Source organism: Vibrio sp. FF266, assembly GCF_041439695.1.
Taxonomy (GTDB): Bacteria; Pseudomonadota; Gammaproteobacteria; order Enterobacterales; family Vibrionaceae; genus Vibrio; species Vibrio tasmaniensis_A.
In genome coordinates, this window is sequence record NZ_JBGOOO010000003.1 from 229,782 (window position 1) to 245,971 (window position 16,190).

General features: G+C 42.6%; 17 protein-coding genes. 8 read left to right on the forward strand and 9 right to left on the reverse strand.

The window, feature by feature from the left end; genetic code table 11:
- Nucleotides 1–51 precede the first annotated feature (51 nt).
- The 6 genes from ACED59_RS04320 to ACED59_RS04345 form a co-directional block, all read right to left on the reverse strand.
- Nucleotides 52–234: a hypothetical protein gene (locus ACED59_RS04320; RefSeq protein WP_004730424.1), complete on the reverse strand. Its 183-nt coding sequence runs from the start codon at nt 232–234 to the stop codon at nt 52–54.
- Between the two features lie 244 nt (nt 235–478).
- Nucleotides 479–706, reverse strand: coding sequence for a PAS factor family protein (locus tag ACED59_RS04325; protein WP_004730426.1), 228 nt, complete (start codon nt 704–706; stop codon nt 479–481).
- A 262-nt stretch (nt 707–968) separates the two neighbouring features.
- Nucleotides 969–3,125, reverse strand: coding sequence for a c-type cytochrome (locus tag ACED59_RS04330; protein WP_017098969.1), 2,157 nt, complete (start codon nt 3,123–3,125; stop codon nt 969–971).
- A complete protein-coding gene (locus tag ACED59_RS04335) occupies nt 3,122–3,736 on the reverse strand; it encodes a cbb3-type cytochrome c oxidase subunit II (protein ID WP_017098968.1) in 615 nt (204 codons plus the stop codon). Before ACED59_RS04335 ends, ACED59_RS04330 begins: the two co-directional genes overlap by 4 nt.
- On the reverse strand, nt 3,737–5,161 hold the full coding sequence (gene ccoN, locus ACED59_RS04340; protein WP_017098967.1) for a cytochrome-c oxidase, cbb3-type subunit I: 1,425 nt from the start codon (nt 5,159–5,161) through the stop codon (nt 3,737–3,739). It abuts the gene before it with no gap.
- A 15-nt stretch (nt 5,162–5,176) separates the two neighbouring features.
- On the reverse strand, nt 5,177–5,572 hold the full coding sequence (locus ACED59_RS04345) for a cytochrome c (RefSeq protein ID WP_017098966.1): 396 nt from the start codon (nt 5,570–5,572) through the stop codon (nt 5,177–5,179).
- A 367-nt stretch (nt 5,573–5,939) separates the two neighbouring features.
- Here ACED59_RS04345 and ACED59_RS04350 point away from each other — a divergent pair, with 367 nt between their 5' ends.
- Nucleotides 5,940–6,407, forward strand: coding sequence for a hypothetical protein (locus ACED59_RS04350; RefSeq protein WP_017098965.1), 468 nt, complete (start codon nt 5,940–5,942; stop codon nt 6,405–6,407).
- A 9-nt stretch (nt 6,408–6,416) separates the two neighbouring features.
- Nucleotides 6,417–7,442, forward strand: a complete 1,026-nt coding sequence (locus ACED59_RS04355; RefSeq protein WP_004730440.1) for a diguanylate cyclase domain-containing protein — start codon at nt 6,417–6,419, stop codon at nt 7,440–7,442.
- Between the two features lie 53 nt (nt 7,443–7,495).
- On the opposite strand, the gene ACED59_RS04360 is transcribed toward ACED59_RS04355, so the two are convergent.
- Together ACED59_RS04360 and ACED59_RS04365 are read right to left on the reverse strand one after the other, a co-directional pair.
- A complete protein-coding gene (locus ACED59_RS04360) occupies nt 7,496–9,928 on the reverse strand; it encodes a bifunctional diguanylate cyclase/phosphodiesterase (protein ID WP_017098964.1) in 2,433 nt (810 codons plus the stop codon).
- Nucleotides 9,929–9,931: 3 nt separating this feature from the next.
- Nucleotides 9,932–10,963: a PotD/PotF family extracellular solute-binding protein gene (locus tag ACED59_RS04365; protein ID WP_017098963.1), complete on the reverse strand. Its 1,032-nt coding sequence runs from the start codon at nt 10,961–10,963 to the stop codon at nt 9,932–9,934.
- A gap of 370 nt (nt 10,964–11,333) precedes the next feature.
- Here ACED59_RS04365 and ACED59_RS04370 point away from each other — a divergent pair, with 370 nt between their 5' ends.
- From ACED59_RS04370 to ACED59_RS04390, 5 genes are all read left to right on the forward strand, one after another.
- A complete protein-coding gene (locus ACED59_RS04370; RefSeq protein ID WP_017098962.1) occupies nt 11,334–11,984 on the forward strand; it encodes a LysE family translocator in 651 nt (216 codons plus the stop codon).
- Between the two features lie 285 nt (nt 11,985–12,269).
- Nucleotides 12,270–13,070: a PhzF family phenazine biosynthesis protein gene (locus tag ACED59_RS04375; RefSeq protein ID WP_029224051.1), complete on the forward strand. Its 801-nt coding sequence runs from the start codon at nt 12,270–12,272 to the stop codon at nt 13,068–13,070.
- A gap of 70 nt (nt 13,071–13,140) precedes the next feature.
- Nucleotides 13,141–13,644 (forward strand): YgjV family protein, encoded by a 504-nt coding sequence (locus ACED59_RS04380; protein WP_009844950.1) that lies wholly within the window; start codon nt 13,141–13,143, stop codon nt 13,642–13,644.
- A 99-nt stretch (nt 13,645–13,743) separates the two neighbouring features.
- Nucleotides 13,744–14,058 carry a cupin domain-containing protein gene (locus ACED59_RS04385; protein WP_017098960.1) on the forward strand — a complete coding sequence of 105 codons (315 nt, stop codon included), beginning with the start codon at nt 13,744–13,746 and terminating at the stop codon, nt 14,056–14,058.
- Nucleotides 14,059–14,111: 53 nt separating this feature from the next.
- Nucleotides 14,112–14,579, forward strand: a complete 468-nt coding sequence (locus ACED59_RS04390; protein ID WP_017098959.1) for a GNAT family N-acetyltransferase — start codon at nt 14,112–14,114, stop codon at nt 14,577–14,579.
- Nucleotides 14,580–14,706: 127 nt separating this feature from the next.
- Here ACED59_RS04390 and ACED59_RS04395 read toward each other — a convergent pair whose 3' ends face one another.
- Nucleotides 14,707–15,204, reverse strand: a complete 498-nt coding sequence (locus ACED59_RS04395; RefSeq protein ID WP_017098958.1) for a fasciclin domain-containing protein — start codon at nt 15,202–15,204, stop codon at nt 14,707–14,709.
- Between the two features lie 481 nt (nt 15,205–15,685).
- On the opposite strand from ACED59_RS04395, the gene ACED59_RS04400 reads away from it, so the two are divergent.
- On the forward strand, nt 15,686–16,180 hold the full coding sequence (locus ACED59_RS04400; RefSeq protein WP_009844954.1) for a GNAT family N-acetyltransferase: 495 nt from the start codon (nt 15,686–15,688) through the stop codon (nt 16,178–16,180).
- Nucleotides 16,181–16,190 lie beyond the last annotated feature (10 nt).

Sequence of the window (16,190 nt, forward strand, 5' to 3'; positions counted from 1 at the left end):
AGCGAGTAAAACAGAGAGTTTAAGAACCGGGAGGGATAGTTCCTAAACTCATTATGGTTGGATGACGATATCTTGATTTTCAGTAGTCGATAAGCTGGCGCGGTTCTGTTCGATAAGTTGAGCCGCATAAGAGGGAGTCACAGCTTGAATTTCGCCTTTTGAACGAATAGTTAGTGCTTCCCACGCATGATCACGATATTTGCCTGTTTGTGTATATTCAATAAGTACTCTCATGATTCTTCAATCCGATGTGTGGTTAACGTGCTACTAACATTAGCGCCATTGTTGAGGTTGCACACCTGTTAAAAATGGAACATAAGATTAACCAAATGAGAATGCGTGTAACTTGAAAAACAGACCTAATTGAACTTATCTTAACTAACTGTATTTATCGTAACCAACGGTACTTATCGTAAATGGCATCCATAAAAAACGCTGCACAGTGGCAGCGTTAAAGTTGAGAGCGGTTGAAGATTACTTAGCTGTTTTCTAAGCCAACAATCTTGCGTGCAGACATCACTGCGCTATCCAAATCGGTCAATCTACCAGCACTTGCTGGACCAAGAACTGATGAATACAAAGCCAACTGCTTCTCAAATGATAAATCTAATTGGTTATATAGATTTTGGCGGATTTGAGCGTGTTGCTGTGGCTTTGCGCTCGACAGACCTTCCAATGTATCGTAGATGAGTGTAGTTGTATCCATATCTGTCCTCTGCTGCACCTTTATAAAATTTTGCGTATTATGCACCTGGTACTGTATTTGTTCTGCGAGATTGATCGCATTGTGTGCAGCTCTGCTTAATTGTGTAATCAGTTAGTTATAATTGTGTTGTGGTCTCAATCGTTGAGAGTGTCAGTTTGATAACAATTAAAAGGAGACACGCTGGTCTCCTTTTAATTGATTAAGCTGTGATAGAAGTAACGTATTGTGGCTGCTTACCGAGTAAATTGAATACGTACAGAACCTAGCGAATGTTAATGTTCTTATCTCGACTTTCGTACATTTCAGGTGTGGTGTGTAACCCTCCAGCGTAACCTGCAGCTTCAAGAGTTTCTCTTACCTCTCGAACGTGCTCTGCCGTTACTGGTTCCTCTCTATCTCCAAGGTGCAATCGCACGAAGGTGATCAACTCAGCCAACCTTTGATCCGACAGCACATCTTCAAAGCTTGCCATTGGCATGAAGTTTCTGTCTTTGTCGAGATAGGTGGGTTGTAGGCCACGGACGGTTACCGCGATGGTGTTGAATGGATCGCTGTGCATGATGATGCCGTTATTCAACAGAGTAGGGGCGATAGGGTCACGTCCCTTACCATCGTCACCATGACAGGCTCCACATGTCTGGCGATACGTGGTGTAAATGTCAGTCGCGTAAGAGTCTTCATCAAACCCTTTGGGCTGCAACGGAACGGCGTCACTGCTGATGGTGTTGTTGATGTCACCACTGAGTAGGTAATAGGACATCGACTCGATATCTTCACGCGTCATAAGGCTTAGACTGTTTTTCACTACGTCAGCCATGCCAGCAAAGGCAGTCCCTTTGTCTGAGTGACCTGTGTGTAAGAAATCAGTCAGTGTCGCTTCATCCCAACCATCGACATAAAGTTCGTTGGCCGTGATATCGGGCGCATTCCAACCGTCAATCAGGTTACCTTGGAAAATACGTTCAGGTATCAGAGCTTGAGCAATGTTTCGCGGGGTGTGGCACTCAGAGCAGTGTCCAAGACCAGCAACCCAATATTTCCCTTGTTGCCATTTCTCAACGTTTTCGACTTCCGTTTTAAGCTCTTCGGGCACTTGATAGTCAATCGGGTCGGTATCCATGAACACAATGTTCCACCCGAGCAGACCTAGACGTATATTCGATGGGAACATCATGCTGTTGTCGTCATTGCGGCGAGGCACCGCGGTGATTGACTGCATGTATTCCCACAAATCGAGCATGTCTTGGTCGGTGAGGTATTGATAAGAGGTGTAAGGCATTGCAGGGTACAGGTAACCATTCTTACCTTTACCTGCAACTAACGCGGCTCGGAAATCATCAAAATCGTAAGTACCAATACCTTCCGTTGTGTGGGGGGTAATATTGGTTGAATATACGGTGCCGAAAGGGGTCACAAACGGCAGGCCGCCAGCAAAAGGTTCGCCACCTTCGGCACTATGACACGCGACACAGTCACCGGCATAAGCGAGGTATTCACCACGCTCAACAGACTGAGCTTCTAGGTTCGCGAGTCTTTGCTGCTGCTCTGAGCCCGCATGTCGAATGTAAGCACCCAGTGCGAGTATCTCGTTTTCCGTAAGCTGTATATCAAACGCAGGCATCAGGTTGTTCAAGCCTTTGTTGATAGTGTGCTGAATCTCTTCAATACTGCCGCCATGCAGCCAAATATCGTCGGAAAGATCAGGGACGCCGATCGCCGGATTCGCGACAGAACCATCGGCGTGACAAGACGAACAGTATTTTGCAAACAGCTCTTTGCCGACTTTGACTTTCACCTCTGGAACATCGGTATGGCGTTGATTGAGCGAAGCTAAGTAGTAAGAAACCTTAGCCACTTCATCGGGGCGCATTATCTCGCTCCAACCCGGCATCGCGCCATTTCGCCCTTTGGCGATCGAATGAATGATCGCTTCATCACTACCACCATATAGCCATTCTTGGTCAATAAGGTTAGGGAAGTGTTTCTGACCTTGAGCGTTATCGCGGTGACAAGCCGCGCAGTGAGTTTGGAACAAGATTTGTCCGCTGTTTACTATTTCGGGTATGCCAGACAATCCTTCGAGGGAGGTTTCCGTTGTTTGAGAGAATTGCTCGTTTAACGTTGTGCTGGGTGAGCTGAGTTTGTCGTCACTTTGCTTCCAATCGACTAACCCTTCCCATTCACCAAGCCCGGGGTAGAGCACCAAATAACCAGCAGCCAATAGAAAGGCAATAGCATAGCTAACAAAGAGTAGTTTTGGCGGTGGTGCATCTTTTTCTTCAATCCCATCAAAAGTGCCCAAGGTGTGGTCTTGATCGGCTTGGTGATTGCTACGCCAATATTCAACGACAACAGACACCATCAGAATAAAGAAGATTAAGGTTAAAATTACCGCCCATAGATTCCAAAATGCACTCATTGTGATACCTCCTGTGACGTATCTTTACCAAGGCTTTGTAGATAGCGGATCAGAGCTTCACCTTTGGTTTTCCCTCTTACTTGTAATCGGGCGTCACCTATTTCTTGGTCAGTATAAGGAACGCCAAGTATGCGGAGGGTTTCCATTTTGTCGCTTATGTCGTCGCCAGACAGAGTCTGTTCAAATAACCAAGGGTAGGCGGGCATGATCGATGTCGGTACGACTTTTCGAGGGTCAATTAAGTGAATAGCATGCCACTGGTCAGAATACTTTCTCCCTAAATTAGTGAGGTCCGGACCCGTGCGCTTAGAACCCCACAAGTTAGGAAATTCATAGATGTCGTCTGCTTCTTTGTTTGGGCGACCATTACGTTTCACTTCTGGTTCTAGAGGGCGAACCATTTGTGTGTGACACACATGACAGCCTTCACTGATGTAAATGTCTCGTCCTGCCAACTCAAGAGGTGTGAGTGGCATCGCTAAGCTGCCTTTGGCAATATCGTCTCCACGGACAATGCTAGGCACTACCCAAACCAACAGAGAGAAGGAAGCGACGACAACGGTGGTCAAAATTAAAATGACGATTGAATGTGTAAAGTCTTTACTCATCATTTAAGCTCCCTCATTAACGGCGTGTTTAGCGTTATGTACTACTGGCATACGAACGGTTTTAAATAAGTTAAATGCCATTAGGAATAAACCGAGAACAAACAGCGCACCACCAAAGAATCGTAAGAACAACCAAGGTGCTTTAAAGTCCATAGCCTCTACAAAGCTGTATATCAGTTCGCCATTTTCATTTTGAGCGAGCCACATATAACCTTCACCGATACCCGCGACCCAAAGCGCAATCGCATAAATGGCGACGCCAGCATGAGCAAGCCAGAAGTGCCACTTAATCAGTCGTCGTGACCAAAGATCGGTTTGGCCCCATAGGCGCGGAATGAAGTAGTAAAAAACCGCTATTCCTGACATTCCCACCCATCCGAGTGCTGCGGAATGTACGTGGCCGATTATCCATTCGGTGTTGTGTGCCACCATGTTGAACCAGCGAATAGCAAGTAACGGGCCTTCGAATGTTGCCAAGCAGTAGTAAAGAATTGCTGAGAAAAAGAATAAAAGAATGTAGTCGGACTTCAGCTTTTCTTTGTTTTGTAGAAGGGTCATTGCGCTATTGAAAGCACCCGCCCAGGAAGGGAGCCACAGGATCAATGACATCACGATTCCGATGTTCTGAATCCAGATGGGAACGGAAGAGTAGACTAAGTGGTGCGTTCCGGCCCAGGTGTAAAAGCCGACCAACCCCCAGAAATGGATCACAGACAAGCGGTACGAGTAGATAGGTCGGTCCGCTGCTTTGGGTATGAAATAGTAATTCATACCAATCACACCAGCGGTCAGTAAGAAACCAACGGCATTATGTCCCCACCACCATTGAACAATCGCATCTTGAGCGCCTGCAAACACAGAGTAGGACTTCATCGCCGATACTGGCATCGCGAGGTTATTCACAATGAAAATCATGGCAACAACGATAATGAATGCTGCGAAGAACCAGTTAGCGACGAAGATATGGCTGACTTTACGCTTAGCAAGGGTGCCAAAGAACAACACTGCATAGAGCACCCACACCAGTACAATCATTAAGTCGATTGGCCATTCAAGTTCCGCATACTCTTTTGAGCTGGTGTGGCCCCCAGGCAAGGAGATGACCGCGAGTAGTAGAATAAATTGCCATCCCCAAAAGACCATCCACGACAGGCTTTTATTGAACAGTTCGCAATGGCCAGTTCGTTGGGCAATATAGAGTGAAGTCCCCATTAGAATATTCACCACAAACCCATAAATAACGCCTGAGGTATGCAGAGGGCGAAGACGACCAAATTGGAAATATTGAGAATCGAAATTGAGCACAGGCCAATATAATTGAGCGGCGAGGATCACGCCGATGATCATCCCCACAATCGCCCAAATTAAAGAGGCGATGATAAAGTACTTCACAACCTTAATGCTGTACTGCGTTGTCACTTGTTCCATAACAAGGCTCCTTGCCTACAGTTTTGATTTGCTGTCTGTTTTTGAGTCGCTAACTGAACTTGATTCCTTGCCGAGCATTGAATAGAAGTAGGAGATATCTCGGATGTCTTGATCTGAAAGTGTGTCGGCTTGTTGCTGCATGAGAATCGCCAAACCACTGGTTCTTTCCCTTGTCTGATAATCTTTCAGTGAAGATATGAGGTATCCCACTTTTTGACCGCGAAGGTTCGGGTAAGGGTCTTGTGTTGAGATACCATCAACGCCATGACAGGTCATACACACCTTGGCTTTTTGTTTTCCTAACTCGAACTGCTCGTCGTTGGATTCTGCGTAAACTGGATTCATGACAGCCGTCATTAGCAGAATGGAAAGTGCGGTTATGGGGTTAAACCTTAGCTTATTTAATCTCATTACGTATTCCCTTATCGAAGAAAAGAGCGAGTGCTTGATGACCCTCAGAAAACACTCAGCTTGGTGTAAAGGTTATGCATGCATAAGCGTTCTCGCTACTTACTGACTCATATTTATTGTCAATTTTGTTAGTCAGTACGTATTCAGTGGCAAGATTGGATTACTCATTGCCTTTAAAAAGCAGGGATTACTGGTATGAACGCTAATTAAAGTCTTATTTAGATAAGGGGAAGGTATTGTTCGCACCTGGTTACAGGAATGAAACATTATTTGAGAAAGATTCGAACTGCATCATTGAGAAAATAGGCAATGTCTAAGCAAGTCAAATGACCAATATGAACTAGACTCAAATTAGTGACCTTTTAAAATGGAGTTTAAAATGAGAGCTGCACTTCTGTTTATACTTTCACTGTGTTCATTTTCTATTTTTGCAGCATCGGAACTGACAATATTCGATCACTTAGGGCAAAAACATCAATTCAGTCGAGAACAGCTGTTATTGCTTCCTCAAAAAGAAATCACCACGTCATTACCTTGGCTGGATGGAGAATTGGTTTATAGTGGTGTGGCCTTACAAACGGTGCTTGAAACTATGGATTTACCCATGGCCTCGCAGGTAACTTTTGTTGCACTAAACGACTATAAAATAGCGGTGCCCAAAGAAGACTTTTACGACTACCAGCCGATCATTGCGATTAAACAAAACGGCCAATTTATGTCAGTCAGAGAAAAAGGCCCGTACTGGTTGATATATCCACTTTCTTCGACTCCAGACATTGATAACACTGACTTCCATGCCAAGATGATCTGGCAGATACGCGATATTCATTTGTAAGGATTTAGTATGAAAAAGCTGTTGTCATTGACTGCAATTAAAGTCGTCGTGTTATCTTTAGCGGCAGTGGTACTCACCATTAATATCTACAGTGTGACCCGCATTAACGATATCAATAAGAGTTTTTCCACCCGACAAAATGAGGCAACGTGGTTCGTTTTTCAATTGGTGAAAGAATACGCCAATTTCTTGATGGTAAGCCGTTCTGAAACTATTGATTATGATGAGTTATGGTTAGCGTACGATATTACGTGGAGCCGGTTTGACATATTAATTAACAGTACTGAGTCCTCCAATTTCATCAAGTCAGCAAACTTTAAACCTTATTTTAGTGCGGAATTTGACAAATTTAAGAGCTTGGAATCCTCAATTAAACTGGTCAGTCAAGGGTTGTTGCCCAAGGAATCTCTGCAGAAAAAAGTCGATATTTGCTACCACACACTCGTCGATTTTATTAATGACAAGTTTCGATTACAAAGCCCTGTGATTGAAGAAAACACCTCAATGGTTGATAACTTGGTTACTGTTCATCGGATCAGTAGCGTTTTTCTTGTTGGCATCTTGTTATTGACTGGGATTATTTTTTATATGGATTTTTCTATTAAAAGAAAGCTCTACTCTACGGATTTTATTACAGGATTTCGCAATCGAATTTCGTTGATGAAATTTGTTAAGAATAGCTACTCGAAGGACAAAAACTTTGATCTCTATTTTGTCCGAATCAGAAATCTTACCGAGATTAATCAAAAATATGGCCTTGAATATGGGGACCTTGTGGTGAGCTCGGCTGCTAAGTCTTTGACCACCAAGATCCCTGAAAGCACCATTTCGTTCCGTAGCAGTGGAAGCCAGTTCTTATTCTTCATTCCTGATCATTTGTACGCGAGTGATGAAATTCAGGACAAGTTTAACGACGTCCTTAGTGATTACATCTCTGCAGGTAACTTAGAATTGATGATTGACGCCGTAGTGAGGCACAAGAAGAACATAAGCTCTAAAGACATGATGGAGCTGTTGACCTCGATGCAAGGCTAAGCATCTAAAAGGTTTGGTCGTGGTTATTAACTAGTCATGCTTTCAAGATACGACTACTGTTTCTGATTAAGTGCCAGAATCCTTTCGTTAGAGCTTGGTTCTAAAAGGGCTTGCTGATCCAGAATAGTTTGCGGATTGTGGTCACGAACAAATTCAATGAACTCAATGTAAGTGAGTGGTTGGCTGAAAAAATAACCCTGTATTAAGTCGCAGTTGGCTTTTTTAAGGTGATGATATTGTTCGAGAGACTCGACACCTTCGCCAACAACGAAGGTGTCACAAGAGTGTCCTAAGTTAACCATGGATTCGACCATCTTTCGGTCAGCTTTGTCGTCGACGATATTATCGATAAAGCTTTTATCAATTTTAAGCTCATCGACAGGGTAGTGAAGAAGTTGGTTAAAAGCTGTATAGCCAGTACCGAAATCGTCAAGAGACACTTTTAAACCTAAGCTCCTGATACTTTCGATAGTCTGCACTGTAAGTTTACTGCTTTTAACGTAACTGGTTTCGGTAATTTCTATAATGATGTTGGCTGGTGGTACTTGATAACGCTCGATTACCTTTCGAATATTGTCTGCAAAGTTACGATTGTAAAGTTCCATCGCTGATATATTTATTGATAAGCTACCTGTGTACTTGTGAATTTCAGAGAGCTCTTTATAGCTTTTTATTGCGGTACTAATGACCCACATGTCGAGTTTGGATATCAAGTTACTTCTTTCGGCGACCGGAATAAACTCATCCGGGCCAGCCTTTATATCAAATAGAGCAGGGCAGCGAATCAGACATTCTGCTCCGTCAATCTGAAGTGTCTTAGCATTGAAAATAGGCATAAAGCGAAGTTCAAAGTTGTCGCTTTCACAACACTCCAATAGCCTTTTTTCGATAACGTCATGTCTTTCTAGTGAATGAAGTAGTTCTTCGCCGTAAACGATTCGGCTTTCTCCATCACTGTGTGCTTTGGCATTAATCAGCATCTCATCGATGCATCGGTGCCATATCTCCTCGAACTTAGGGGTATCGACGGGTAGTACACCTGTTGCAATTGAAAGCCTGAAACCATAGTAATCGAGGAAAGTCGTGCCTGTTAGGGTGTTGTTAATGTTCTCAATTTCTTCGTTTATTGATTGGTGCTCACCCATTTCCAATATGGCAATGAATTGGTTTCCTCCTAGCCTTGCAACTGAATAGTCGCTGCAACTGAAACCGAAAGAGGATTGTTGATTCTGCAGGGTTTCTCTTAGTGTTTTGGCCAGACTAACGAGTACATTGTCACCTACTTTTGCACCATATAAGTCATTGATTTTACGGAAGTCGATAATGTCCCAGCAAACCAGATAGCAATGAGGACTTATCGAGCTTTTTAGACGCACATCGAGGTGTCGGATGAACGAGCGTCGGTTGGCTAATTTGGTTAATTGATCAAATTCAGCTTCGAATTTCAATTCTGTTAATGAATCAATGTAGGCGTTTTTTAGACCATCAATTTCACTGTGCCCGGATGAACGTTTGAAATACCTCAGTTTAAGTCCGCCAATGGATATCTCGTGTAGTAGATCTTTGAGTGGACGTACTAATTGGTAGCGCACCACCATGTGTACGATGAGCATAATAATGAATAGTGTCGTCAAACCGCCAAGTAAGGTCTGCTGAGCTATGATAGATTTTTCCTGATTGAATTTTTTTTCGCGAATATTAACCTGAGCGAGGAAGTGACGGCTGTTCATCTCAACTTTGATTCTGTCTTTGGTTTGTTCAAACGATTTGATAACAAACTGCGTATTCTCTATGTGTGCAGTATTCGATGATGGCTCAATCAGAAGCTGCATATTGTCATCATCGTTGTATTTTATTAGTAAGTTGGATAGTTGTTTTAATGGACCATCTGCAATTAGTATGTATCGATTTAAGCTGTCGTTTGCACGTTTGTCTTGTGGGAGCAAGTAAGGGTCGATTGCAATAACGTAAGCGTATCTAAGTTCACCACTCACAGAGATATATGAGAAGCCTTTATGAGACAGCTCGTTTTTATTGATTAACGAGGTATAGATATCGAAGATTTTTTCATAGATGTTATCGGGGATCTTTAACCCTTCGAAAGGGTCTGCTCGTAACGTAGATAGCGTTAACTGAAACTTAGGATCAACGATATAGATGTTACGTTGACCAAATTGATTAACGTGACTTTGGTTTAAGACACGAAGCACTCTTTTTTCCAGCAGGGACAAGGTTGTGTAGTCACTAGGGTTTTGAATATATCGCAAGAACTGTAGCGATGAACCTATATCTTTTACAAGCAAAGATAGACCAAGTTGCTCGTATTCAGCCGCCACGAGCGCGGTGTTCACATCAGATTGTACTTCGTCTAAGTACATGTGTTTCGCGTGGTTAGAGGCTAAGTGGTAAGTAACCATTCCGCCTATTGCAAATACGAACAATAAAGTAGGAATGAGCACAAAGTAGAGCTTCTTTAATACTGGCATTAATTATCTCAAACTGTCGACAATGCGGTTACGAATTTGAATGCTATTGGGTTCGAGTTGCTGATACAGATAGCTGCGTTCTAAAACCTCTTTGCTAGGGAAAAGCTCCGGATCATTTTGGTACTCTTGCGTTGTTAAGGCTTTTGCTTTTGAGCTTGGAGTTGCAAACCATGAATCCATTGCGTTTTGAGCGGCGATCTCGGGTTGCGACAAGAATGATAGAATCGTTGTTGCTTGTGCAGACAACTCTCCGTTATTAATCGCAGCAATGCACTCTAACCATAACGTTGTGCCTTCTTGAGGTACGATGTAAACCCAAGAGGCATCAGGCTCCAAATCATTGAGTACATAACTGTCACCAGAATAACCGTAGGCAAGGTCGATGTTAGCAAGACGTTCGGGTTGGCGAATATAGTCGATGACGTATTCGTTGCTTTCTAGGTGTGGCTTTTGAGCTTGCAGGGTTTTATAGGCAACGCGAAGTTCCTGCTCATTATTGGTGAATGGATCAAATTGATTTGCTAACAGTGCAGTACTCACCAAATCCGTAGGTTCGTAATACATACTTATGCGGCCACTGCTGTTCGTGTCTGGTTCGAGAATAGCGTTCCAAGAGGTGGGAGCGTTTAGTTTGTCACTGCGATATAAGATTCCCGCAGTCCCCCAAGCGTAGGGAATGCCATACTCGCCACATCCTTCAACCCACCGTGAATCTATGTTACCAGCAATGGATTGTTGTAACTTACTGAGATTATGAAACAGGTTCTGCTTGGCTAACGCATTGAGCTTTACACTTTCTATAATGACTAGCTCAAATGCGCCACGACGTTCGCTTAATAGCACTTCATCTCTGATCGACTCATCAGAAAAAAACTGCTGTTTCAAAGAAATGCCGTACGTGTCACTTAGTTGGGTCACGACACTATTGGATAGAAATTCATCCCAATTGTAGAGATAAATATCATTTTGTTGGCTAAACGCTGTGCCAGTTAAAAAGGATGATGACGCAAGAACTGAAACATAAAATGCTTTCACTGACGGATTCCTTTCCTACTTTGCTTAACTAAATCGTAGCCCAAATTTTGCGACATAGCTCAAATTTAGGTCTCTAATTTCAGTTCAACCTAACGCAATGCATCTAGGTGTGAAAATCCTATGACCTAATTGGAACTAAAAGTAAGCTTTGAGCACAAAATCACTATGTTAAATCAAGGGGATATCAACCTTTGACCGACGAACGCCTGAATAAGTGCACGAATGACTCATCTACTTCTGATTTGGCACGACGAAAACACGGGATTTGTTTGATTATTAGGTTGCTAGTAAATATATATTCATCTACTTGAGCATTTTTTCGTTAGTTATGCAATAGTAGGGCATTAATTGAACGATAGGAGGTTGGTTTATGGATGCAGGTTTAGTTGGGATTTTTGTTACCGTGGCGATTGCTCACTTTTTGGCGCTATTGAGCCCCGGACCAGATTTTGTGATTGTGGTAAAGAGCGCTGTTAAAAATAAGGGAAGAAAAGCACTCGGCGTTGCATTCGGTATTGCCAGCGCCAATGCGGTTTATATTGCTTTATGTTTGGTTGGTGTCGGCTCGATCCTAGCGGCATCTGTTTCCGTTATGATTGCACTTAAGATAATTGGTGGTGTATTTCTTGTTTATCTTGCCGTTCAAGCGATAAGAGCGAAGAAATGTAACTACAGTAATATGGATGTTTCCGAAGGAGATAGCTTCAACCAAACGACTTTTCTTAAAGAATTCGTCACGGGTTTTCTATCTGGAATCCTTAATCCCAAAAACCTATTGTTCTATTTGAGCTTATTTACGGTTGTGTTGAACAATGACATTGGCTTCATGTTTAAGTTAGGCCTAGGTATTTGGATGACGGTGGTTGTCTTTATTTGGGATGCGGCGATCATCTTCCTGTTATCGACGCCTAAAGTGCGTCAAGAGTTTACGCGCGCTGCTTACTATATTGATAAAGTGACAGGAGTTATGTTGGGTCTGCTTGGCTTGACCATTGTGAAATCTGCTCTGGTACGTCAGTAGATTCAATAAAGTTACCATTGCTGAGTAACCCGTTTGTGGCACGATACAATGCCTATGTGCCGCGAATGTGTGCTTGTTTCCTACCAGGGCTGATACGTTTTATCTCTTATCTGCCCGATATTAAACCCTCAGCTTAATCCACCAACTCTTTTCATAACTGTTTGTTTATCATTCCTTAGTTCTTAAATAAGTATTAATAATGTTGCTGTTGAACACTTGTAGCTCGGGGTGTTTGTGCTTATTGTAGGCTGCAATGTCAATTCAATATCAGAGCTAGGAGCCATTGTGAATTTAGAGATATATCAAGTGGATTCGTTCACAACTAAAGCTTTTAAAGGAAACCCTGCAGGGGTTTGTATTTCACAAGAACCTTTAGAAGAGTCGTTGATGTATTCGATTGCTGAAGAGATGGCAGTATCAGAAACGGCATTCTTAGCCCTCAATACGATGACGTTGAAATGGTTCACACCAGAAGTTGAAGTCAAATTATGCGGCCACGGTACGTTGGCAACAGCGCATGTGATGAAGGAAAGAGGGTTAGTCAATGCGGGTGAGGTTGTGACGTTTGATACGCTTTCAGGGAAGCTATCTGCCACAGTTTGTGACTCCACAATCGAGCTTGACTTCCCAAGTACTGTGCTTGATCTTGGATTGGATGCTAATAAAGATTTGCTGGAATATTTAGGGCTGTGTGAAGACCAAGTCGTGTCATACAGTGAGTTCGATACCAAACAGTTTATTGAGGTTGTCAGCGAACAAGTTTTATTAGATTTAGCACCAAACTTTGATGCTCTAAAGCGTATTAAAGGTCGAGGCGTTGTTGTGACGGCATTGTCGTCGAACTCTGAGCTTGATTTTGTTTCGCGCTATTTTGCGCCGTGGGTGGGTGTTAACGAAGATCCCGTTACGGGTTCAGCACATTGCGCTCTCACACAGTACTGGTCCGAGAAACTAAACAAAGCGCGTTTCAATGCTTACCAAGCGTCGCGCCGCGGTGGGTATGTATCGACAGAGCTATTACCGAACGGTCGTATAAAACTGATAGGGTCTGCAACCACCGTAATCAGTGGTACTTTAAAAGTCTAAACTTCAATATCATTCATAAAACAGCAACGTCATAATTTAAATCTGCTAGGTCACTACTTAAGGAATAATCGTGTCAGCTTTTTATCTTTCTCAGGTATTAGTCGCAATTGCTATTTGTTTCGATCTTCTGTCTTTTCAATTTAAAGAGAGGAAGAAAATCGTCACATGCTTGTTTTTTGCAGGCGTTCTTATTTCTAGTCATTTCATTTTGCTCGAACAATGGACAGCGGCAAGTTTGATGATCATCGCGACCATTCGATATTTGACGAGCGTGTTTTCTACGTCACCAAAATTTAAATATTTGTTCAGTTCCATGTCAGTAGTCGCAACGGTTGTGACTTACTCGGGGCTCACTAGCATATTGAGTTGCTTTGCTTCCGTATTTCAAACCTTTGCAGCCTTCAATAAAGATGACCGTCGATTAAGAGAGTTGATGATTATCGGAACTAGCTTTTGGTTGGTTCACAATTACTTAGTTGGTTCTCCAACTGCTGTACTGATGGAAGCGCTATTTATCTGCAGTAACTTGGTTGGCTATTATCGTTTCTATTTCAGAAAAAGTGCTGTGGCTTAGGGCTTATAGCTTAGGAGCTCAGGAAGCTAGGCTTTAGATAAAACGATAAAACGATAAAGCAATGCACCATATTCATCTAATAAGGATTAGGAGAGAGCGATGTCAAATATCTACTCGGATGTGCCTTCGTCAATACCCGACGAAATCTTCAACGACATCATTACTACTGAGAATGTGCGGATTGAAAGAATAATATCTCATGGGCACAGTTCTCCAGAACAAGGTTGGTATGACCAAGATGAAAACGAATGGGTTATGGTGCTAGAGGGGCAAGGTGTTATTGAGTTTGAAGACGGACGTGTCGTTACCTTGTCTAAAGGGGATTACATCAATATTGCCGCGAGAGAGAAGCACAAGGTTGTTGGTACGGATAGAGACGTTGTGACTATTTGGCTAGCTGTGTTTTATCGTTAGTATTGCTATCAAGTAGTGAATAGGCAATCAGCAATACATGAAAGGACTGTGTCGTGGTTAGAATTCGAAATTACCAAGTTAGTGATGCCAAAGCATTATGGGAGATCTATTTCCATACTGTTCGAAATATTAATGTTCGTGACTATTCTCAAGAACAAGTTGAGGCTTGGGCACCAAGTGACTTTGACTCCGAGGTGTGGGAAAAGTGTCTGCATCGTATCCAACCTTTTGTAGCGGAGTTGGATGGCCACATTGTTGGCTATACTGACTTGCAACCGAATGGGTTGATAGATCACTTCTTTTGTCATCATGAATATCAAGGTAAAGGTGTAGGGCGAGCTTTGATGGCGCATGTATTCGAGATTGGTCGATTTCGTGGTGTATCGAGATACTTCTCTGAGGTGAGTATTACCGCTAGGCCTTTCTATGAGCACCTTGGCTTTAAGTTAGTGAATGAACAGGAAGTCGAAATACGTGGCGTTAAGCTGACTAATTACGTGATGGAGAAAACCACTAAGTAGCCATTAACGTTATGTCTAGTGTAGGTAAAATTGGATATGCTCAACGCTTAGCCCAGTAGGTTAAAAAGGGTGTGAACTGTCACACCCTCAAAGAGTTTGGTTTGCCTGAGACTTTCTTTCTATTTGATTATTTCGGGAGCAAGACCGTATCAATTACGTGGATTACACCATTGCTTGCTTCCACATCAGCCGCAATCACTTTCGCATTGTTAATCATAACCGTGCCATCGCTTACGCTTATCATCACGTTTTGACCTTGAATTGTTGTCGCTTTGTCTATTTTCATAACGTCTGCCGCCACCACTTTCCCTGCGACTACATGATAAGTTAGCACGGCGACTAATTTGTCTTTGTTTTCCGGTTTCAAAAGCATATCGACAGTACCATCTGGCAACTTGGCAAATGCTTCATCGGTTGGAGCGAAAACGGTAAAAGGTCCTTCTCCTTTCAAAGTATCTACAAGTCCACCCGCTTTAACAGCAGCAACAAGTGTATTGAAAGAGCCATTTCCTACTGCGACATCGACGATATCTTTTTTCATCTCATGATGATTGGCGTTAGCGAATGCACTAAAAAAAAGTGCAGCGACAAGAAGAGATAGAGACTTGCTAATTTTATTAATCATGTTGGAATCCTTTGAGTTTGTCAGTTATTTTCGTCAGGTATTACGAAAGGCTCAAAGCGATGGATCAATTTATACCAATCACAGTAAGTAAGTGATCAAAAATAGCGCAGGAAAAAAGCTTGAGAACAAGGCTGCTCTTTTCAATAAATAGTTTCGATAAGTAGTTATTCTACAATCAAAAAACCTAACGACGTTATCGAGATTTTTAACAAGCTAGGGTGAACAGTTATTTACTACGATTGGTATTATTATACCTTTGAGCTATTTGCTTCGAGAGCGAACTTTACTCTATGAACAGGCGAGTGAGGGCCTTCAATGGTGCATTTTTAGTATTTGAGTTTGTTATTTATGGGCTGTGGCGACTGTTTTATGGGCTATGACGATTATTCAATTATTTCTGTCACTTACGGTTGTAGCTACTCGTTGCTATCCGTAATATGAAAATTAGCTTAAGGATAGAAATAGACAGTAAGGAATCACTTTGGAAATACAAATTAGACATCTTGAAACCACAGACAACCAAGACATTTTTGATATTTATCGTCATTCATCAGTATCAGAAAATACCTCACAAAAACCTTTTCTTAGCTCTGATCAAGTGGAGCGATTGTTTGGTCATTCAGACCATTTCACTTTAGTCGCAGAAGTGTCAGGTAAAGTCGTTGGGCACATTACCTTATTCATGACGACTAAGGTGAGAGACCGACATAGTGCTGGCTTAGGGATTGCGATTCACCCTGATGCACACGGCAAAGGGGTTGGGAAGGCATTAATGAAAGAAGCGATTAATCAGGCTGATAATTGGCTTAATCTGGTCCGTCTGGAGCTAGAGGTTCATGCCGATAACAACGCTGCCATTGCTTTGTATGAACGAGTAGGTTTTCAGTTAGAAGGCACTAAAAGGCTGAGTACATTCAAAGGCGGGAAATACATTGATATGTTGTTGATGTCGAGGATTAGACCTGATTATCGTTGATTGTTACACC

Excerpts from the sequence above, each read along its gene's own strand:
- ACED59_RS04370 (WP_017098962.1), top strand. The coding sequence starts at position 11,334 with ATGGATGCAGGTTTAGTTGGGATTTTTGTTACCGTGGCGATTGCTCAC.
- ccoN (WP_017098967.1), bottom strand. The coding sequence starts at position 5,161 with ATGGAACAAGTGACAACGCAGTACAGCATTAAGGTTGTGAAGTACTTT.
- ACED59_RS04330 (WP_017098969.1), bottom strand. The coding sequence starts at position 3,125 with ATGAGTGCATTTTGGAATCTATGGGCGGTAATTTTAACCTTAATCTTC.
- ACED59_RS04360 (WP_017098964.1), bottom strand. The coding sequence starts at position 9,928 with ATGCCAGTATTAAAGAAGCTCTACTTTGTGCTCATTCCTACTTTATTG.
- ACED59_RS04335 (WP_017098968.1), bottom strand. The coding sequence starts at position 3,736 with ATGATGAGTAAAGACTTTACACATTCAATCGTCATTTTAATTTTGACC.
- ACED59_RS04345 (WP_017098966.1), bottom strand. The coding sequence starts at position 5,572 with ATGAGATTAAATAAGCTAAGGTTTAACCCCATAACCGCACTTTCCATT.
- ACED59_RS04385 (WP_017098960.1), top strand. The coding sequence starts at position 13,744 with ATGTCAAATATCTACTCGGATGTGCCTTCGTCAATACCCGACGAAATC.
- ACED59_RS04355 (WP_004730440.1), top strand. The coding sequence starts at position 6,417 with ATGAAAAAGCTGTTGTCATTGACTGCAATTAAAGTCGTCGTGTTATCT.
- ACED59_RS04325 (WP_004730426.1), bottom strand. The coding sequence starts at position 706 with ATGGATACAACTACACTCATCTACGATACATTGGAAGGTCTGTCGAGC.
- ACED59_RS04320 (WP_004730424.1), bottom strand. The coding sequence starts at position 234 with ATGAGAGTACTTATTGAATATACACAAACAGGCAAATATCGTGATCAT.
- ACED59_RS04395 (WP_017098958.1), bottom strand. The coding sequence starts at position 15,204 with ATGATTAATAAAATTAGCAAGTCTCTATCTCTTCTTGTCGCTGCACTT.
- ACED59_RS04350 (WP_017098965.1), top strand. The coding sequence starts at position 5,940 with ATGGAGTTTAAAATGAGAGCTGCACTTCTGTTTATACTTTCACTGTGT.